Annotated in this window: 14 protein-coding genes; 9 read left to right on the plus strand and 5 right to left on the minus strand. The window is 73.2% G+C overall.

What is annotated here, in order from left to right; genetic code table 11:
• Nucleotides 1-42: 42 nt before the first annotated feature.
• The 3 genes from H297_RS43250 to H297_RS43255 form a co-directional block, all read right to left on the minus strand.
• Nucleotides 43-753 (minus strand): hypothetical protein, encoded by a 711-nt coding sequence (locus H297_RS43250; protein ID WP_158693690.1) that lies wholly within the window; start codon nt 751-753, stop codon nt 43-45.
• A gap of 918 nt (nt 754-1671) precedes the next feature.
• Nucleotides 1672-2373, minus strand: a complete 702-nt coding sequence (locus tag H297_RS0114790) for a hypothetical protein (protein WP_027737690.1) — start codon at nt 2371-2373, stop codon at nt 1672-1674.
• Nucleotides 2370-3404 (minus strand): NlpC/P60 family protein, encoded by a 1035-nt coding sequence (locus H297_RS43255; protein ID WP_037794225.1) that lies wholly within the window; start codon nt 3402-3404, stop codon nt 2370-2372. Before H297_RS43255 ends, H297_RS0114790 begins: the two co-directional genes overlap by 4 nt.
• Before the next feature lie 129 nt (nt 3405-3533).
• Between H297_RS43255 and H297_RS43260 the strand changes: the two genes are divergently transcribed.
• The 7 genes from H297_RS43260 to H297_RS40265 all read left to right on the plus strand — a co-directional run bounded on the left by H297_RS43260 (nt 3534) and on the right by H297_RS40265 (nt 11973).
• On the plus strand, nt 3534-4145 hold the full coding sequence (locus H297_RS43260; RefSeq protein WP_158693691.1) for a DUF6668 family protein: 612 nt from the start codon (nt 3534-3536) through the stop codon (nt 4143-4145).
• Nucleotides 4146-4157: 12 nt separating this feature from the next.
• Nucleotides 4158-4481 carry a hypothetical protein gene (locus tag H297_RS0114805; protein WP_027737691.1) on the plus strand — a complete coding sequence of 108 codons (324 nt, stop codon included), beginning with the start codon at nt 4158-4160 and terminating at the stop codon, nt 4479-4481.
• A 55-nt stretch (nt 4482-4536) separates the two neighbouring features.
• Nucleotides 4537-5355 (plus strand): DUF8175 domain-containg protein, encoded by an 819-nt coding sequence (locus H297_RS0114810; RefSeq protein WP_027737692.1) that lies wholly within the window; start codon nt 4537-4539, stop codon nt 5353-5355.
• Complete coding sequence (locus H297_RS41665; RefSeq protein WP_051351852.1) at nt 5355-6698, plus strand: hypothetical protein; 1344 nt, start codon at nt 5355-5357, stop codon at nt 6696-6698. The genes H297_RS0114810 and H297_RS41665 overlap by 1 nt, the downstream gene beginning before the upstream one ends.
• Nucleotides 6691-8184: an SCO6880 family protein gene (locus H297_RS0114825; RefSeq protein ID WP_051351853.1), complete on the plus strand. Its 1494-nt coding sequence runs from the start codon at nt 6691-6693 to the stop codon at nt 8182-8184. The genes H297_RS41665 and H297_RS0114825 overlap by 8 nt, the downstream gene beginning before the upstream one ends.
• 226 nt (nt 8185-8410) lie before the next feature.
• A complete protein-coding gene (locus H297_RS0114830) occupies nt 8411-9943 on the plus strand; it encodes an ATP-binding protein (protein WP_027737694.1) in 1533 nt (510 codons plus the stop codon).
• A 266-nt stretch (nt 9944-10209) separates the two neighbouring features.
• Nucleotides 10210-11973: an RICIN domain-containing protein gene (locus H297_RS40265; protein ID WP_051351854.1), complete on the plus strand. Its 1764-nt coding sequence runs from the start codon at nt 10210-10212 to the stop codon at nt 11971-11973.
• Nucleotides 11974-12069: 96 nt separating this feature from the next.
• Here the strand turns inward: H297_RS40265 and H297_RS36455 are convergent, their stop codons facing one another.
• Nucleotides 12070-12501: a DUF4913 domain-containing protein gene (locus tag H297_RS36455; RefSeq protein ID WP_037794228.1), complete on the minus strand. Its 432-nt coding sequence runs from the start codon at nt 12499-12501 to the stop codon at nt 12070-12072.
• A gap of 176 nt (nt 12502-12677) precedes the next feature.
• Here H297_RS36455 and H297_RS43265 point away from each other — a divergent pair, with 176 nt between their 5' ends.
• Nucleotides 12678-13583 carry a hypothetical protein gene (locus H297_RS43265; protein ID WP_158693692.1) on the plus strand — a complete coding sequence of 302 codons (906 nt, stop codon included), beginning with the start codon at nt 12678-12680 and terminating at the stop codon, nt 13581-13583.
• On the opposite strand, the gene H297_RS0114860 is transcribed toward H297_RS43265, so the two are convergent.
• A complete protein-coding gene (locus H297_RS0114860) occupies nt 13584-16451 on the minus strand; it encodes a BTAD domain-containing putative transcriptional regulator (protein ID WP_027737698.1) in 2868 nt (955 codons plus the stop codon).
• Between the two features lie 1311 nt (nt 16452-17762).
• Here H297_RS0114860 and H297_RS36460 point away from each other — a divergent pair.
• On the plus strand, nt 17763-18974 hold the full coding sequence (locus tag H297_RS36460) for a DUF418 domain-containing protein (protein WP_051351855.1): 1212 nt from the start codon (nt 17763-17765) through the stop codon (nt 18972-18974).
• The last annotated feature ends 155 nt before the right edge of the window (nt 18975-19129 follow it).

Consider the following 19129-nt stretch of genomic DNA (forward strand, 5'->3'; position numbering starts at 1 on the left):
GACGGCCCGTAGACGTACGGACGCCGGTGAAGCCGTGCTCCGTCAGACGCTCGCCCGCGGCCCGAAGAGTGCCATGCGCGCGCCGGGCGACAACGCGGCGACGGCGGACGGAGCGTTCTGAGCGGGGGCCGGCTCGGCCTGCGGGACGCGGCGGGCGTGCCGGGAGTTCACGGCTCGCGCGGCAGCCTCCTTGGCGGCCTCCAGCCGCGCCTGATGCTCCAGGGTGGCGGTGAAACCGCTGCCCGCGTCGCCGGGGATCTGGTTGCGCATGCGGACCATGTCGACTCCGGCGTGGATCGCGGCGTCCAGATCCGGGATCTCCAGCCAGAGCGCGTAGGCGCGGTCGGCCACCGCCTCGGCCTGTTCGACGGCTCCTTGGTAGAGCCAGCGTTCGGCGACGTCGCGGTAGAGGCGTACGGCACCGCTGGGGTCCCCCGCCAGGGCGATGACGCGGGCGCGGGCTTCGCGGATGCGCAGGGCGTCGGAGTGGGACAGCCCGAGACTGTCGGCGGCGTGGTCGTCGAGCCGTGCGGCGAGAGCGACGGCCTGCTCCATCCGGCCCGCCGCCGCGTGGGCGTCGAGATGGTGGATCGCGTCGGTGAGGGAGCCGGGCGTCACCGGCAGCTCGTCGGACGGTACGGACGCGGCTGCGGCTGCCGGCTCCGGGGAGGGCGTGGGCGTCTCGGTGAGGGGGGACGCCGAGGCGGGAGCGCCCACCAGGTGCGGCGCCGGAGCACTCGCCGCCTCCGCCACCGGAGCGGCGACCGCGGCGGGGGGCGGAGCGGCGGCAACTACGGCTGGGCCCGGAGCCGGTGCGGGGGCCGTGGTGGCGGCCGGTTCCGGTGCGGCCGCCGGTTCCTGCGCGGCGACAACTGCTGCCGGTGCCGGAGTCGGTGCCGGTGCCGGTGCTGCTGCCGGTGCCGGTGCCGGGGTCGATGCGGGAGCCGGGGCCGCAACCGACCCCGGCGCCGTGGCTGTTCCCGGCGCCGGGGTACCGGTCGGCGCGGGTGCCGCCGCTGGTGCCGGAGCCTGCTGGGGTGCCTGGGCCGGTGCGGTTTCCGCGACCGGTGCCGAAGCAGGTGCGGGCGCCGGTGCAGGTGCTGTGCCCACGGTCGGCGTCGCAGCAGTGGCGGGCACCGGTGCCGGTACGGGCGCCGCGACCGGTGCCGGTGTCGGCGCGGGTGCTGCGACCGGTGCCTGGGCCGGTGCGGGTGCCGCGACCGGTGCCGAGCCCACCGCCGGTGCCGGTGCCGGTGCCGGGCTCGGGGTCGGAAGGGGCGCCGGAGTCGTTGTGCGCGGGGGCCCGGAGGCGGTGGCTCGGGAGGGGGCGCCGCGCCGCTTGGCTGCCCGGCCGCGCGGGGCCTCGCCGGAGAGTTCGCCCACCGCTCCGTCCGGCGAGATGACCAGGTGCCATACGGCGCCGTCCGGCTCGGTGGCCTCGGCCCGCACCGGTCGGCCGAGGCCGGCGGCCGCCGTGGCGACCGCGTCGACGGCCGAGCCGCGGGAGGGGTGTTCGGCGGCGGGCAGGAGCGGACCGGAGACGGTCACCCGGCCGCTGTCGTGCACGACGAAGGCGTACGCCGGCCAGGCGGGTACTTCGGCGGGCTCGTACGTGGTGGGCATGAAGCTCCTTTCGGGCGGGGCCCGTTGTGATCCCCGGGGTGCTCGGCGTCAGCGCACGGTGACGCCGTTGACGCGCCACACCCCTGTGGCCGCCTTCCGGACGAGGTGGACGTAGGCCACGGAGGAGGTGGGCTTCTGCGTCCAGCCGTCACGGCCGTGCGGGGTGGTCGTGAGGGTCCACTGCCGCCAGGCCACGGTGTCGGTGTCCTCCGGTTTCGCCGCGTCCTCCGTCTTCGCCAACTTCACGGCGGTCCAGGCCCGGTGGTCCTCCCACTCCTGCCACTGGGCGTCGGGGGCGGCCTGGGGCCGGTGGGCGAGGAGCTGCCGCTCGTACGACGGGGTGAGCCAGCCCGCTTCGGCGGTACGGGCCCCCGCGTCCTGCGGACCGTCGTCGACAGTGGTGTCGTACGTCCACATCGCGGTGAGCGCGCCCTTGCCGACCGCGTCGGCGTTCTTCTGGTCGACCTCCTCGGGTCGCGGGACACCTCCCTTGGGCGTGCCCTTCCCCGGGGAGGACGCGGACTCGGTGGGGGAGGGGGTGGCGGAGTCGGACGGGGACGTTCCGGCCTGGGGCGAGCCGGTTCCGCCCGGGGACCGGGAGGGAGCGCCGGTCCCTGCCTGCTCCTTGCTGTGGGCGCCGCCCTGGCCGTCACCGTCGTCGGCGCTGCACGCCGTGGCGGCGAGTCCGAGCGCGGCGGTGAGCGTGAGTGCCGCCACGGCGACGGTGGCGCGGGAACCGAGGGGCGTCATCCGAAGCGCCTCACCTTCTGGGGTATGTGGTCGTAGTAGCTGTCGTCGAGGTCGCTGATCTTCACCACGTCACCGGTCTTCGGCGCGTGGATGAACTGCCCGTGGCCGAGGTAGATGCCGATGTGGTCGTAGCTGCCGTGCAGGGCGAACCCGATCACGTCGCCCGGCCGCATCTCGTCGCGTGCCACCGCCCGGCCCTCGGTGACCTGCACCTGCGAGGTGCGGGGCAGCATCGTGCGGCCCTTGCTCGCCTGGTAGACGGCGTACTGCACCAGGCTGGAGCAGTCGAACCCGACCGTGTCCGCGCCCTGGGCGAACCCCTGGCCGGGACCCTCGGGCCCGCCACCGCCCCACGCATAGGGGGTGCCGAGCCACTTCTTGGCGTAGGCCACCACCTGGTTGCCGAACGTGCCGCCGTCCTCGACCGTCGTGTCTCCGGAGTAGTCGGCCATCAGCGTGATGATCTTCGAGACGTAGTTCTGCGTCTCCGGGTAGGGCGGTACGCCGCCGAACTGCTCGACGGCGCCGGGCCCGGCGTTGTAGGCGGCGAACAGCAGCCGCGTCGGATCGCCGGGCACATCCATCGCCTTGACCTTGCCGGCGAGCCAGCAGTCGTAGCGGGCCTGCGTCATGATGGCGTCGCCCGGCGTGAACGGGTCGGCGGTCCCGTCCGGTTCGGAGCCGCCGTCCTTTCCGGCCGCGTCCACCCCCCAGGTCTTCCAGGTGCCGGGCACGAACTGGCTGAGCCCCTCGGCCCCGGCACCGCTCCTGGCGTCGGGGTCCCAGCGGGACTCCGCCGAGATCTGCGCGGCGATCAACGGGGCGCTGACCGCCTCGCACTCCTTGCCGGCACGCTCGACCCACTCCCGGTACTCCGCCGGCACGCTCTTGGCATCGAGCGTGGTGGCGAGCCCCCGTGGAGCACCGGCTGCCTCCTCCTCGTCGGCGGCCGCCACCACGGACAGGCCGACCACCATGGCGAACAGCCCCGCGGCGAGTCCCCCCACCCATCTCACCGTGGTCGTGGTCATCTCCACCTCCTCTTGAACCGGTTCGATCGACAGTCCGTATGTGGGCCCGAAGTCGAAAGCAGCGCGTGGAACGGCTCGCCGGTCCGTGCAGTGCGCCGCGGCGCTGCGTCCGTGTCGAAGGGAGATGCCATGGCTGGGGATGCGCCGGTTACCAACCCCTGGCTGTCGCCGGCCCGCCCTTCGGAGGGCAACAACGGAGAGCCGCAGCGATCGGTTCAGGCCGCGCCGGAGGCGCTGACAGGCCCGGCGGCACCGCAGGGAGCCGGTGTCCCGCGCCCCGCCCACGTGCTGCCCGTCGCCGCTCCGCAGGCGGCCGTGGCCCCCGCGTGGTGGTGGCTGGGCGTCCACGGCGGCGCCGGGGTCAGCACGTTGGAGCAGGCCGTGCCCGGCGGCCGGGACGCGGGCCGCGCCTGGCCCGGTGCCGAGGTGCCGCAGCCGGTGGTGCTCGTCGCTCGCTCCGGCGCGGGCGGGCTGAGGGCGGCGCAGAACGCGGCGCGGCAGTGGGCCTCGCAGATGGTCACCGGTGTCGAACTGCTCGGTCTGGTCGTCGTCGCCGACGCCCCGGGCCGTCGCCCCCGGGCCCTGCGCGACCTGGTGCGTCTCGTCTCCGGTGCCGTGCCCAGGCTCTGGGAGATCCCGTGGGTGGAGCCATGGCGGTTGGGTGAGCCGGCCACTGCCCATGTGCCCGGGGAGTGCGCGGCGTTGGCACGTGACCTGTCCCGACTCGCCCGAAGCCTGTAAGGGGAATCCCGCATGTCCACTCTGTTGGCCGCCGTCTCGGCCGTCTCGACCGCCTCCCAGCACCTCGTCCCCCTTGCCGACCCCGCCCCCTCCGGGGTGCCGGACGTCGGCGGCGGCGCTGCGCCACCCGGGGCCGACGGTCTGGTGACCGTCCTCAAGTGGGTGGCGTGGTCCGTCACCGCGCTGTGCGTCGCGGGCATCTTCGGCGTCGCCGCCCGGATGGCCGTGGACCACTCACGGGGCGGCGGCCGTGAACACGTGCGGGGCCTCGGCTTCGTGCTGGGCGCCTGCGTCCTGGTCGGCTCCGCCTCGGGCGTCGTCGGCGCCCTGGTGTGACGGCACGTCGGAGGCTGCGGGAGCGCACATGCCGAACGTAAGGAGGGGGAGGGACATGGCAGAGTCCGGCAACCGGGCCGGCAAGGAGGAGCAGTCCGGTCCGTGGCTGCGCACGGGCTTCGTGCTGGCGGCCGCGTTCATCGGGTTCGTGGCCGTCATCGGGGCGGTGGTCGTGTTCTCCGCCGACTCCTCCGCGAAGGACGGCGGCGCCGACGCGGCCTCCTCGGCCCCGCCGTCGTCCGCGCGGCCGGGCGGCCGTGCCACCGCGGACGGCGAGGCGCCGGGCACGGCCACGGACGGCAACGACGGAAACGAGCACGTGGACGAGGACGCACCGTGCCCGCGGCTGAGGGACACGGGCAAGGACGTGCTCACCGCGGCCCCCGAGGGCGTGACGTGGCAGCTCTTCCGTACGGTCGCCCTGCCCGCCTCGAAGGCCGCCGGACCGGCCGTGGCCGGCGGGGACGTGGCACGCTGCTACGCGCACACCCCGCTCGGCGCACTGCTGGCGACGAGTCAGATCAGCGTGCGGTACCTGGCCGCCGACGACTGGCTGAAGGTGACCCGGGCCCAGGTACGCGGCGCGGGCCGGGAGTCCTACATCACCGAGCGGACCAAGGCGGAGCGCAAGGGCGGAGACGACGGCGGGGACGGCGCCGCCCAGGGGCAGATCGCGGGCTTCAAGTTCGTCACCTACACCGGTGACTCCGCGGTGCTCCAGACCGTGTGGCGGTTCTCCGACGGCCGGATGCAGGCGGCCACCACGACGGTGCTGTGGCAAGGCGGGGACTGGCGGCTGGAGTACCCGGCGGACCCGCCCGCGCCCACCCCGGTCGACTCCCTTGCCGGTTACGTCTCGTGGGGTGGTGTGTGATGGCGGGCTGCGATTTCGGCTGGGTACGTCCCACGGTCGGTGGCTACTGCGTGGGGGACGGCGAGGGCACGGCCCCCAAGGACCTCGGCGACAGCGCGTTCGACAACATCGTCGACAGCGCGGCGAAGGCGGCGGCCTCCACCGTCAAGGGACTGGGCAGCGCGTGGACGCAGATCGAGAGCCCCAAGCTCAGTTACGACGGGGGCCCCGCGGCCTTCCTGCACGGCTCCACCTTGTGGTTCACCTCCTTCACCGCCGTCCTGTGCCTGGTCGTCGCGGCCGGGCACCTCGCCTGGCAGCGGCGCAGCGAACCCGGCAAGCAGGCACTCCAGGGGCTGCTCAACCTCGTCGTCGTCTCCTCGGCCGGGGTGGCCGCCGTCAACCTGCTGACGGTGGCGGGCGACAGGTTCAGCGTCTGGATCATCGACAGGTCCACCGGCTGCCGCCAGATCAGTGCCAGCGGTGAGCCGGTCAAGCAGTGTGTGACCGAGTTCGACGACCGCGTCTCGGCGATGCTCGCCCTCGGCGGCACGGACTCCTCCTTCCTCGTCCTGATCATGGCCCTGCTGGTGATCGTCGGCAGCCTGGTGCAGATCGCCCTCATGATCGTCAGGGTGGCCATGCTGGTGATCCTGACCGGCACCCTCCCGCTGTCCGCCGCGGCCAGCTCGACCCCCGCCGGGCGCGCCTGGTTCCGCAAGTCGCTGAGCTGGCTGCTGGCGTTCGTGCTCTACAAGCCGACCGCGGCCGTCGTCTACGCGGCGGCGTTCTCGATGACCGGTACGGCCCCCGACGGCGAGGGCAACGAGATCATCTCCATGGTCTCCGGCGTCGTCCTGCTGGTGCTGGCCTGCTGCACCCTGCCCGCGCTGCTGAAGCTCGCGGCGCCCGCCGTCCAGGCGACGGCCTCCGGGCTCGGCCGCGGCGCAGCGTCCGGGCGGACCGGCGGCGGCCGGGCGGTGGCCACCGGGGCGCAGGCGGTACCGCCGCTGCGCGGGCCCGCCCAGGGGCGCTCGGTCGCCGGGGCGACGGCAGGCCCGGAACGCTCCGAGGCCACCGGCGCGAGCAGCACCGGCCGGACGGCGGGCGGCGCACGGCTCCCGCAGGGCGCACGCGGCACCCAGACGCCACCGGGCGCGGCCTCCGCCCCCGGCTCGGAGGGCCGCACGGAACGGTCCCTGGAAGCCGCGGGCAAGCAGCACGCGTCCTCGGCGGCATCCACGGGCCCCACCGGCCCGGCCGACCCCGCCGACTCGACCGAGGGGGAACCGCCTGCCCCCGCGCTGTCGACGGCCTCTCGATTCCACGACGACCAGCAGGGGGAAACCCGTGGCAGTGACTGAAGCAACCGGCCCGCGCACCTACGGGAACTTCCGCAAGCCGCGCGCCTCCGGACTGCGGGGCCTGTCCCTGGGCGCGACCCTGATGCTGTTCGGCGGCCTGATCGCCGTCGTCCTCGCGACGCTGTTCTCCCTGTGGGCCGCGCTGGCGATGGCCGTCCTCCTGGCTCTCGCCATGGCCCCGCTCGCCCTGCGCGACCGGCACGGCCGCACCATGATGCAGCGGGGCGCCGTCCGCCTGGCCTGGTGGCGCACCACCTCCTCCGGCGGCAACCTCTACCGCTCCGGTCCGCTGGGCCCGGCCGGGAACGGGAGCTGCCGACTGCCGGGCCTGGCGGCGCAGTCGACGCTGAGCGAGGCGCAGGACGGCTACGGGCGCCCGTTCGCCGTGGTCACCGTCCCGGCGACCAACCACCACACCGTCGTGGTCTCCTGCGACGCGGACGGAGCGGCACTGGTCGACGAACGGCAGATCGACATCTGGGTGGCCCACTGGGGTCAGTGGCTCTCCGCGCTGGGCACCGAACCCGGTCTCGTCGCCGCCGCTGTCACCGTGGAGACCGCACCCGATCCGGGCGTCCGCCTCCAGCAGGAGATCGACGCCAACGCGGTCGAGGACGCACCCGAGTTGGCCCGCACGATGCTGCGCGACGTGGTCGCCGCCTACCCCAGCGGCTCGGCGCAGATCAGTACCCGGATCGCCCTCACCTACTCCGGTGCCGCCCGCCCCGGCGCCCCCCGCCGCAACGCCGCGGAGATGGCGGTGCACATCGGCACCCGGCTGCCCGGCCTGACCGCCGGGCTGTCCATGACCGGTGCGGGAACGGCCGTGCCCATGATGGCCACGGAACTCACCGAGGCGGTACGCGTCGCCTACGACCCGACCATCGCGCAGCTGGTGGAGCAGGCACGGGCGGCCGGCGGCACCGGCCTGACCTGGGACCAGGCGGGCCCGATCGCCGCCCAGGAAGCCTGGGACCACTACCGGCACGACGGGGTGCACAGCGTCACCTGGGCCATGACGGAGGCTCCCCAGGGCGAGGTGTTCGCCAACGTGCTGACCGGCCTGGTGCAGCCCAGCCGCGACATCGCCCGCAAGCGGGTCACCCTGCTCTACCGCCCGCACAGCCGCGCCGAGAGCGCCCGTGTCGTGCAACAGGACTACAAGAACGCCCTGTTCACCGCGCAGCAGTCGCCGCTCGGCAAGGCGAGCGACGACGCCGAGGTGGTGGCCGCGCGGAAGGCGGCCGAGGAACAGGCCCAGGGGCACGGGCTGGTCCAGTTCGGCATGCTCGTCACCGCGACGGTCGACTCCGCCGAGGAACTGCCCAGGGCGACCGCGGCGGTCGACAACCTGGCGCCCGCCGCCCGGATCGCTCTTCGGCCGGTCTACGGCTCCCAGGCCGCGGCCTTCGCGGCCGCACTGCCACTGGGCCTGGTGCTGCCGCTGCACACCGCGCTGCCGCAGACCGTGCGGGACGCGATGTAGCGGCACCCGTGCTCGCGGCGCAGCCCACCTTCGCCGGTGCCTGCCCGCGTCGGAGGCGGTGACCGGGCTGCGGCGTCCGTGCTCTCCGGCCCGGCCCGTGTCGCCGGTGCAGTCGTGCCGGTCGGCTGCCGGCGGTGTGCGGCCTCGCCACCGACATGTCCAGGGCCGGCCGCCCGCAGCCGATGCGCCCACCAACAGCCGACGCTCACCAGCACAGGAGGAATCGATGGCAGTCAAAACGAGCGGCCGGGCCGGGGCGCGCCGGGCCGCTGACGGCGGCGTCGGCGACAGCACCGCGGACCGCCCGAGCGGACCCCGTCCGGTGCAGCCCACGGCGCGCGGCTGGCCCGGCCGCGGCGGCGGCATGGTCGGCTACGTCGACCCTGCGCCCGAGTGGCGGGGCACCACCGTCCAGGTCTGCGGCATGTGGCCGTTCGGCGCCGGGGCGGGGACACCGATGGTCGGGGTGCCGCTCGGACGCGACCTGGACTTCGGGGCCACGGTGTGCTGCGACCCGGTGAGCTGGTTCATGCGGACGGGTCTGCTGGCCAACCCCTCGATGTTCGTGCTCGGTCGCCCGGGGCTGGGCAAGTCCACCGTCGTGCGCCGCATGGCACTGGGCCTGTCCGGGTACGGCGTGCACCCGCTCGTGTTCGGCGACCTCAAGCCGGACTACGTCGACCTCATCCGGGCGATCGGCGGGCAGGTCATCAGCCTCGGCCGGGGCCGCGGGCACCTCAACGTGCTGGACCCGGGCGAGTCCACCGCAGCCGCGGCCCGCCTCACCGGCTCCGCGCGCCGCCAACTCCTGGCCGCCACCCACAGCCGGCGGCTGAACATGGTCTCGGCGCTGCTGACGATCCTGCGCTCCGAGCCGCCCGGCGACCGTGAGGAGACCATTCTCTCCGCCGCGCTGGACGTCCTCGACGACCGGCACGGCCCGGGCAGCACCCCGGTCCTCGCCGACCTGGTGCAGGTCATCAAGGACGCCCCCGAATCGGTGCGTGCCGTCGCCCTCGACCGCGGCGACCTCAACCGGTACCGGGACATCACCGAGAACCTGGAGGCCTCGCTGACCGCGCTGCTCGGGGACGGCCTGCTCGGTGACTCCTTCGCCCGCCCGACCACCGAGCCGATGAAGCTCGACCGCCCCGTGTGCTTCGACGTCAGCCACATCGACGACAGCGAGACCACCCTCCAGGCCGCCGCCCTGCTGTCCTGCTGGTCCTACGGTTTCGGCGCGGTCTCCGCCGCGCACGCTCTCGCGGACGCCGGACTGGAGCCGCGCCGCAACCACTTCCTCGTCATGGACGAACTGTGGCGGGTGCTCCAGGCCGGCCGGGGCCTGGTCGACCGGGTCAACGCCCTCACCCGCCTGGACCGGCAGCGCGGTGTCGGACTCGCCATGGTCACCCACACCATCGGCGACCTGCTGGCCCTGCCCACGGAGGAGGACCGCATCAAGGCCAAGGGCTTCGTGGAACGCGCCGGCATGGTGGTGTGCGCCGGGCTGCCTCCGGCCGAGATGCCGCAACTGGGCCAGGTGGTGCACCTGACGGAGGTCGAGAAGCGACTGCTGGCCGACTGGTCGACGCCTCCCGCGTGGGACAGCTCCCGCAACCGGCAGGCCGACCCGCCCGGTCTCGGCAACTTCCTCATCAAGGTCGGCAGCCGGCCCGGCATCCCCGTCCACGTCGACCTGACGCCGGGAGAGCTGGCGGTCAACAACACCAACAAGCGGTGGAACAAGCAGAGGTGACGGGGCTGCGGTCCGCGGTGCGGGCATGCCGGGGCGGCGGCCGGGCGAGGTGAACCGCTGCGGCCCCCGCACCGTGGAGACGGACGGAGAGCGGGTCACCACCTCGGTCTCCGCCCGAGCCGGGCCCGGCTCGCTCCCCGTTGGCGTCCCGGGCCCGGCCCGCTGCGACGAGCGCGGTCGTCTTCGGTGTGAACCGGTACACCCGATGTCCCGTTTCCACCCGTGAGTTCGTTCGTCGCAAGCTGAAACGTCAGGAAGTGGTTCACATGAGCGAGGACGGAGAAGCGGGGGCGCCCGGAGCGCCACCCGAGCAGCCCTTCGAAGTCGTCATCGACGCCGAGGGCGTCGCCTCGATCGACGGTGAACAGGTGCCGGTGATCGGCGACCAGCCGCTCGACACCGCGATACTCGACACGCTGCACGGGTACGCGCGGTTGCGCGGTGGGCCCGTCACGGCGTCCATCTCCAACCCGGCCACCGGGGCGACGGCCCACGTCGAGGTCGATCCCGACGGCTCCAGCCGACTCGCGGGCCCGGAACCCGACCCCTCACCGGGCGGCACCCCCGTCCCCGACAGCTCCTCGGCGGACGCGCCCGGCCCGGCCGGTGCGGCGACCGGCGGAGAGCCGCCGGCCGAGGGCGCCCCGGCAAGCACGGGCACCCCCGTCGCCACGGACGAGCCCCCCACTACGGGCGGCCCCACCACCGTGGACGGGCCACCAACCGTGGATGCGGCGCCGGTCGTCGGCGGTTCCGCCTCCATGGAAGAGCCCCCCGCGACGGGCGGCCCCGCCACCGCGGGTGAGCCGCCCGTCGCGGGGGGCCCGTCCGCAGGGCAGGCTCCGGTGCCGACGGCCGGTCCGGCCGTCGGCGGAAGCGTGCCGCCCGGGCACAGCCCGGTCGTCGGAGACGGTTCGCCGGTGCAGGGCAGCGCGGTCGGCAAAGAGGTCGGGGCCGTCGGCTCGGAGGGTGCTGTCGGAACGCCGGGACCGGCGGCCGGAGGGCCCGCCAAGGGGCGGTCCACGCTGTCGTCGATTCCGCGCCCGTCCCTGCCGTCGATCCCCCGCCCCGCGGTACTCGGCCGTTCGTCCGGTGGCGGAGGAGGGACGAGCGGCCCGAAGTCGGGCAAGGGCATCCGTGGATTGCGCGGCTCGGACGTGGAGTTCGTCCCCACCAGCCTGCTGAAGAAGCCCTGGGTGATGGCGAGTGTGGCGGTCACCGTGGTGGCCCTCGTCATCACGCCGCTCGCGGTGGTCGGGGCCAGCGGCCAGGAGGGGAAGGGCTCGGACGGGAAGACCCTGGCCGACGGGAAGAAGGACAAGGCCACGCGCGGGCCGTCCGGGACGGTCCGCCCCTCCCGGCCGTCGTTCCCCGGCGGCTCCCCCTCGCCCGGTGAGTCCGACGAGGACTCCACGGACGATCCGAAGCTGGGAGATTCCGACCCTGCGGACAAGGGCGACAAGGACGACAAGGGGGGCCGGGGTTCGTCCGACGACAAGCCCTCGGGCGACGACAAGGGCAACGACACGAATAAGGCCGCGGGCGGGCCGGTGATCCCGTCCGGGGTGACCATGATCCAGAACCGGCGGACCGGCCAGTGCCTGGACCTGCCCGGCAAGGGCAAGGGGAAGCCGGACGGCCCGGCCATGCAGGGCGCGTGCGACACCACCCACGCGGCGCTCGGCGGCAACCAGCGCTGGAAGCTGGACCTCAAGCAGAAGGACGGCGGTCCCGGCAGCGCCGATCTCTACCTGATCCGCAACGTCAAGGACAACCTCTGCCTGGACCTGGCCGGCTACGGCCCCGTCGCGGCCAGGGCGAAGGTGAGCGAGTACCACTGCCGAGCCAAGGGCGACAACCAGCTCTGGTGGTTCGACAAGCGGTCCAACGGCACGTACTGGATCCGCAACAAGGAGAGCGGGCACCTGTGCCTCGACGTGGCGGGCGCCGCCGTCAAGAAGCCGGCCAGGCTCCTGATCTTCGGCTGCGACGACGCCGACGACCACCAGTGGACCTTCCGGAAGCCGTGAGGCGGGCCCCGGGCCGGCACCGACGCGGGATGTCGGCGCCGGGATCCGGGAGCGACGGGCCGGACGGACGGAAAGGCGGACGGACGGCCTGGTCGGTCAGCCGAACATCTCGACCGGCGGGACCTCCTTCGCCCGGTGGGCGCCCGGCTTGCAACCGGCGAAGGGACCCATCGGATCCCGCAGGGTGCCCATGACCGGGCCCAGGAAGTCGCGGTGCCACATGGCCGGGCCCGTCATGTCGGAGTCCGGGCCGGTCAGAGCCGCCCAGGCCAGCCACAGGCCGTGCAGTTGCATGACGGCCTCCTGGTGCTCCCACCAGCGTGAGCACCAGGGGGCGGTGGAGGTCACCTCCCTGCCGTAGACGGGCAACAGGACGTGCTGCGTCCACTGCACGAGCTGGTACAGCGACTCCTGGTACTCGGCCCCGTCCTGGTACAGGATGAACTGGGGCGGCCCGGGGGGTGCGTCCTGCGAGGCGTCGTCGGGTTCCTGCTGCACGGCTGAGAGGTCGTCGCCGGTCACGGACATGCTGGTGCTCCCTGCGTGAGTCTTCCGCTGGTGGTCCTGCGGAGCATCACGTGTGCGCGGCGGCCCCGGTTCACCGGCTGCCGCGCGGAGCCGGTGAACCGGTCGCCCCGCGTATCCGTGGTGTGCGGTGGGCGCTGATCGCCCACTGTGCGGCTCACCACGAGGAGGACGGTTTCATGCCCGAGCCGGCCGATTCACCACCCGAACAGTTCGATGCCGAGGGACTGGCTCACGAACTGATCGTGGCGGACCTGCGCGAGTACGAACAGGAGCGCGTGGACCGCGAGCTGGCGTCGACTCTCGCCCGGAGGGAACATCTCGCCCGGGGGGCACAGCAGCGGCGCCCCTCCCGGGGGAGTGCCCCTCACCGTGGTGGGGGAGGCGGCTCGGGTGAGGATGTGGAGGGAGCTGTCCTTGATGCACTGCGCCGCACGGTGCGCAGGCTCTGGCAGAACCTGCGCAGCGCTGTAGGGCTGGCTTCCAGGCATCTCGAACACCCCGACCGTCAGCCGCCCGCGCCGCAGCAGGAACAGTTCCTGCAGCCCCACCACGGCCAGTTCCACAACCCGTACGAGAGCGCCCACCAGGCCCCGCCGCCGTACTTCTCCCAGGGCCCGCCCCCCGGCACCTGGCAGGGCATGCTCCACGCGCCGCCCCAGGTACCGGCTCCCACCGTGCAGGCGCAGGCGGTGCCGGATCCGCAACTGGCGCCCGACAGGCTCGCCTACGCCCGGTACGACAGTCTCGGTGAGACGAACAAGAGCGCGGTCGACAGCGCCCTGTGGCGGCTGATCAACGACGTACCCGCCTACTCGCACGCGTACGACCGGCAGATGCTGCCCCTGGCCGGGACGCTCGCCGGGAAGTCCCTCGTCGCGCAGCCGGAGCCGTCCGCCGAGGAGTCGCGGACCCGCCTCGCGACCTCGGCACGGGGCTCCCTCGCCCAGCTCAACAACGGCAGGGACAGCAACGCCAGGAGCCGCGACGAGCGGAGGCCGCGGGAGCAGACGCCCGCGCCGGCCGTGGCGCGCAACCCTGCGGAGCAGAGGCAGAGGCAGAGGCAGAGGAGGCGGAGTATGTGATCAGCCCTCGCCCAACCCCTGGAGTTTCTCGTGGATGCCCACCGCGTCGGGATGGTTGAACTCCTCCAGCAGTGCCAGGGCACGGCTCCAGTGCGCACGGGCGGCATCCGGGTCGCCGCCGGCCAGGAAGACGTCGCCGAGGTGATCGATGGTCTGGGCCTCACCCCACCGGTTGCCGACCTCCTGGTGTTTGGTGAGCGCCTGTCGGTAGTGGGCGATGGACTCGTCGTGATGATGGAGCTGATGGTGCACGGTGCCGAGGAAGTCCAGGGAGATGCCCTCGACCCAGGTGTTGTCGGTGGCGCGCTGGACGATCAGCGCCTCCTCCAGGTAGGCGCGTGCCTCGTCGAGGTGGCCGAGCCGCAGGTGGGCTTCGCCCATGTTGTTCAGACAGATGCCCTCGCCCCACCCGTGGCCGTGTGCGCGGTCGATCTCCAGCGCCTGCTGCAGGTGTTCCAGAGCATCGTCGTACCGGCCCGCGCGCAGACAGACATCTCCCAGGTTGCCCATGATCCGCGACACACCCACTTCGTTACCGAGCGCCTGCCAGCATGTCAGGGCTTGCTGGTAGGAGGCGATGGCTTCCTCCAGGCGTCCCGCATTGGTGAGGGCGTTGGCGACACCGGTGCAGCACTCGGCCTCGCCCTGTCGGTCGCCGGCCCGGCGTGCGGCCGACAGGCTCAGTTGGTTGCTGGAGAGCCAGTCGTTGGTGTGGCTGCGCAGGTAGAAGAAGCCCCACAGGACGGCGGTCAGCCGCCAGGCGATGCCGGCGTGGTGCGTGCCGGCGGCGTGGCTGATCGCGGCCACGAGGTTGGCGCGTTCGGTGGAACACCAGCTCAGTGCCTGGTCGTAGGTGGTGAACTGCAACGGTTCGCAGTCGGGGAGCAGTGGCAGGAGTGGTACGCGCTGGCGGTCCGGGGTGAGGAACCGGGAGGCGGCGTCGGCGGTGTGCAGATACCAGATGAGCACGCGTTCGACGGCCTGCTCGCGTTCCTGTGCCGTCTCCTCCCGGTCGGCCTGCTCGGCGGCGTAGATCCGCAGCAGGTCGTGGAAGACGTAGCGGCCGGGGAAGTGCTCGGTGAGCAGGTGGGCGTGGGTGAGTTCGGCGAGCAGAGCGCGGATGGCGCGGCGGTCGAGTCCTGCCAGTGCGGCCGCGGCGGGCGCCGAGATGTCCGGTCCCGGAGTGGCGGCCAGCAGCCGGAACAGCCGGGCGGCCGGCGCGGACAGCGCCTGGTACGACCAGGAGAACACCGCCCGCACATCGGTGCTCAGGTCCCCGCCGGTGAAGGCGTCGAGGCTGCCGTGGCTGTCGCGCAGTTCGTCGGCCACGGCGTGCAGCGGGAAGCTGGGATGGGTGGCGGCACGGGCGGCGACGATGGCCAGGGCCAGCGGGAGCCTGGCACAGCTGGTGATGATGGCGTCCGCGGCCTCGGGCTCCGCCGCCATCCGTGCCGCACCGATCCTGCGGGCCAAGAAGTCCCGCGCGTCGGCGAGGGGGAGAGGCGTCAGTGTCAGCGGGTGCGCCCCGTCGCTGGCTATCAGGCCGGTGAGCTGGTTCCGGCTGGTGACGATGGCCAGGCAACCGGGCCCGGTGGGCAGCAGGGGCCGCACCTGCTCGGTGTCCCGCGCATTGTCCAACAGCAGCAGGACCCGCCGTTCGGCGAGGAGGCTGCGGTAGAGCGCCGTACGTCCCTCGGGGCGGTCGGGCAGCTGTTCCGGTGGCACGCCGAGCGCGTCGAGGAAGGTGTGGGTGGCCTCGTCCGGTGGCATGGCGGTGCCGGACGGATCGAAGCCGCGCAGGTTGACGTAGAGCTGTCCGTCGGGGAAGCGGTGGGCGATCTCGTGCGCCCAGTGCACGGCCAGTGTGGTCTTGCCGACACCCGCCATGCCGCCGATCGCGCTGATCACCACGGCGTTGGGGAGCCGTCCGTCGGCCGGCAGCAGGGCATGCGTCTGGGCGAGTTCGCTGTCCCGGCCGGTGAACACCGGCAGGTCGGCGGGGAGTTGGGCCGGGCGGGTCGCGGCCGGGACCGAGGGCCCGGCCGGGGCGGGTGCCGGGCCGGTGGACTCCGCGGGTTCGGGGGCGCGCAGCGACGGGTCGGCGGACAGGATCCGGGCATGCAGGTCGACCAGGCCCTCACCGGGGTCGACACCGAGCTCGGTGGCGAGGGTCCGCTGTATGCCGTGGAAGGCCGCCAGTGCTTCGGCCTGACGGCCCGACCGGTACAGCGCCAGCATGAGCAGCTCGTGCGGCCGCTCCCGCAGCGGGTGCTGCGCCGCCAGCGCGGTCAGTTCGGCGATCAGGTCCTCGTGCCGGCCGAGCCGCAGGTCGATGTCCAGGCGGGTCTCCAGCGCGGCAAGCCACTGCTCGTCCAGCCGGTGCCGTTCCGACTCGGCGAGCGGACCGGGCACACCTGCCAACGGCCTGCCGTGCCGCAGCTCCAGCGCGGAGCCCAGCAGCTCCCGTGCCGCCGTGAGCTTGCCCGCGGTGCGTGTCTTCTTGGCTTCGGCCACCCGGCGCTCGAAGACGGCCACGTCCAGTGCGTCGGGCGCCACCCGCAGCAGGTAGCCGTCCGCGGCCGAGACGATGACCTGCGGGCCGGCCCCCGGGCCGCGTTCGGGCTCCAGCACCTTGCGCAGCCGGGACACGTAGGTACGCAGCACCGTCACCGCGCCCCTGGGGGGCTCGGTGCCCCACAGCGCGTCCACGAGTTCGCCGATCGTGGCAGGGCGTCCGCGCCGCAGCGCCAGTGTGGCCAGCACCGCTCGTTGCTGCGGCGACCCGAGCGCCACTTCCTGCTCCTCCCGCCAGGCGCGTACCGGCCCTAAAACGGTGATGTGCAGGGGTTTCGCTTGCGTCGCGTTCACCTGTGCGACTCTACCGAGCCCCTCCGCAAGCGGAAGCACCGCGTCGCGGTTTGCGTCCGGTTGTTCCCGATCGGACATGTGGATTTAACACAAGCGGAAGGAGAGCCACCGCGGCTGCCCGGCGTGCGGAGCCGTCCGGGCAGCCCGGCGTGGGTACCGTCCGAGGTGCGGAGTGCTCAGCCCCGCCCATGTCCCCGTCGACGGTTCTGGGAGCTCTGCTCCGAGGAACGTCCCGTGGTCGATGAATGGTGGTGTGACGAGTGGGACCCGGAGGATCGGTGACCCCTCCTGGATTCCTGTCCGTTCTCACTCTGAGAGGTCCTGGAGACGCTCTGCCTGGCGGTACTTGCCGAGGGATTGTTGTACAGGGGCAGGCCCGGTTCCTCGGGCGGCCGATTGCGGGTGAAGGGAGCCGCTCCCGCTCCGAGCCCGGCGACCACTGGTCCCACCCCCTGGCTGTAGTAGGACGCGGTGGGGCCGAGCCTGCCGGAGGCGCCGATGCCGTAACCGACGAATCCGGCCGCCGCCGACAGGCCCGCACCGAGATTGGGGTAGTTGATGTTGTTCCGTCGCATCAGCTCCCGCGCCACTTCGTTCGCCCCTACCAACGCTGCCAGGGCGACGCCGCTTCCGTAACCCGCCTGGGCCGGAGTCTGGGGGAGTTGGCTCGGACCGGCCGCCAGGATGCTCGCCCCTTGGATGATGGAGGTGGAAGCCCCCGTGACGGAGGCGACGATGTTGTCCCGGTTCTCCACCGCCCACCCCCACGTCCGCCGCGCCCTGTCGGGTACGGCGGTGAAGAGGGTGGATCCCATCCGGTAGTGCCAACTGTCGGTGTCGGAGGTGTACATCGGCTCGTGCTCCGGCAGGCTGCTCCGGCTGGAGACAGGTGAACGCTCCTCGCGTTCCCGACTGGACGGGCGCGACGGAGGAGTAGGGGGGAGTTGTGCGATGCGCTCGACGGCGTCCTCGTAGACGGAACTGCCGCTGCTGCTGTGCGACCCGGTGGGGGAGTTGCGGCGTGGCTCGCTGCCCGAGTGACTGCTGCGCTCTGATTCGGACACGTATTCGCCGGGGATTCTCGGCATGCAGGCCTCCAGGCTGTCCATCGTGGCTGAACAGCTCCCGCGGAGTGGGAGTCGTCCAGCAACTACGGGAAGCGTCACCGCACGGTTCATGATCGGTACGTCCTGTCATGTCCCCGTGCCCGAAAAAGATGAACTACTGGCCCCGGCCCTCCGTGGTGGCCGTCGAAGTGCGTGCGCCGGACAGCCGTCGGGGCACGAGCAACTGTGGGGAGACAGGGGCCGCATGTCCGTGAGTGAGAGGCCCGGCACGGCGGCCGGGGCCGGTGCGGGGTGGGCCCCGGCGCGGATCCGGGACATCGACACCCTGCGGGGCTTCGCGCTGCTGGGCATCCTGCTGGCCAACGCCCGCAGCATGGCGGGCCCCTACGACGGTGGCGGGCTGCACACGTCGGTGCCGGACATGGTGGTCGCCTGGCTCCTGACGGCCCTGGTGAGCACCAAGTTCTACCTGCTCTTCTCCTTCCTGTTCGGCTACAGCTTCACCCTGCAGATGCGTTCGGCACAGCACGCAGGGGCCGGGTTCGCAGGCCGGCACCTGCGGCGCCTGCTGGGTCTGTGGTGCATCGGGCTCGCGCACGCGGTACTGCTGTTCCCGGGCGACATCTTGACGACGTACGCGGTGTTGGGGCTCTTCCTGTTCGCCGCGCGGAACATGGCGCCGCGCACGGCGCTGCTGATCGGCGCCGGGCTGGTGGTGGCGCTGAGTGTGCTGCTGCTGGCGCGGGGGCTGCTCGTCTGGGCGGCCTCCGCACCGCAGGACAGCCCGCCGGTCGTGGGGGAGGCCCTGGCGGCCCACCGGGGCTCCGTGGCCTCCGTCGTGCACGCCAACCTTCATGAGTGGCGTGCCCGGCTGGCCGCCGATGTGCTGTACGCGCCGCACATGCTGGCGGCCTTCCTCACCGGCCTGGCCGCGGGCAAGCGCGGAGTGCTCGCCGAACCGGCCCGGTACCGTGTCCAGTTGCGGCGGTGCGTCGCCTGGGGCCTGCCCATCGGCCTGGCCGGGAGCGTGGCCATGGCGGCGTGCACCGAAGGTCCGGTGGAGCCGCGCTGGGCGGGTATCGGTGTCGCCGCGGGGGCGCTCACCGCACCGGCGCTGACCGCCGCCTACGCCGCTGGTCTGGTGCTGTGGCTGCGTACGCGGTCCGGCAGGCGGGTCGGCGCGGCGCTGGCACCGGCCGGGCGGACGACCCTCACCAACTACCTGGCACAGTCGCTGGCACTGGCGCTGGTGTTCACCGGCTACGGCCTCGCCCGGTACGGCCGTGTCGGCACGGCCGCGGTAGTGGCCGGTTGTCTGGTCCTGTACGCGGTGCAGCTCGCGCTCAGCGCCCGACTGCTGCGCCGCAGGCGGTACGGCCCCGCCGAATGGCTCCTGCGCAGCCTCACCCGCGCCCGCTCCGGACACCCGCATGCCGCCGGAGCCTCCCGCCGCTGAGCCGCCCGCTCGCGTGCCGACGGGCCCTCGTCGCTGTGCCGACCTGCATGTCGCGGAGCACGCATCGACGTTGTGCGGGCCGCCCGCATGCCGCCGACCGAACCCCGTTGTCCCGTCGTCCCGTTGCCCGTCCTGCCGCTCGCGTGCCACCGGGC

It is taken from the genome of Streptomyces sp. CNT360 (assembly GCF_000424785.1).

Coding starts and splice junctions, on each gene's coding strand:
- H297_RS0114790 (WP_027737690.1), bottom strand. CDS start 2,373: ATGACGCCCCTCGGTTCCCGCGCCACCGTCGCCGTGGCGGCACTCACG.
- H297_RS43255 (WP_037794225.1), bottom strand. CDS start 3,404: ATGACCACGACCACGGTGAGATGGGTGGGGGGACTCGCCGCGGGGCTG.
- H297_RS43260 (WP_158693691.1), top strand. CDS start 3,534: ATGGCTGGGGATGCGCCGGTTACCAACCCCTGGCTGTCGCCGGCCCGC.
- H297_RS0114805 (WP_027737691.1), top strand. CDS start 4,158: ATGTCCACTCTGTTGGCCGCCGTCTCGGCCGTCTCGACCGCCTCCCAG.
- H297_RS0114810 (WP_027737692.1), top strand. CDS start 4,537: ATGGCAGAGTCCGGCAACCGGGCCGGCAAGGAGGAGCAGTCCGGTCCG.
- H297_RS41665 (WP_051351852.1), top strand. CDS start 5,355: ATGGCGGGCTGCGATTTCGGCTGGGTACGTCCCACGGTCGGTGGCTAC.
- H297_RS0114830 (WP_027737694.1), top strand. CDS start 8,411: ATGGCAGTCAAAACGAGCGGCCGGGCCGGGGCGCGCCGGGCCGCTGAC.
- H297_RS40265 (WP_051351854.1), top strand. CDS start 10,210: ATGAGCGAGGACGGAGAAGCGGGGGCGCCCGGAGCGCCACCCGAGCAG.
- H297_RS36455 (WP_037794228.1), bottom strand. CDS start 12,501: ATGTCCGTGACCGGCGACGACCTCTCAGCCGTGCAGCAGGAACCCGAC.
- H297_RS43265 (WP_158693692.1), top strand. CDS start 12,678: ATGCCCGAGCCGGCCGATTCACCACCCGAACAGTTCGATGCCGAGGGA.
- H297_RS36460 (WP_051351855.1), top strand. CDS start 17,763: ATGTCCGTGAGTGAGAGGCCCGGCACGGCGGCCGGGGCCGGTGCGGGG.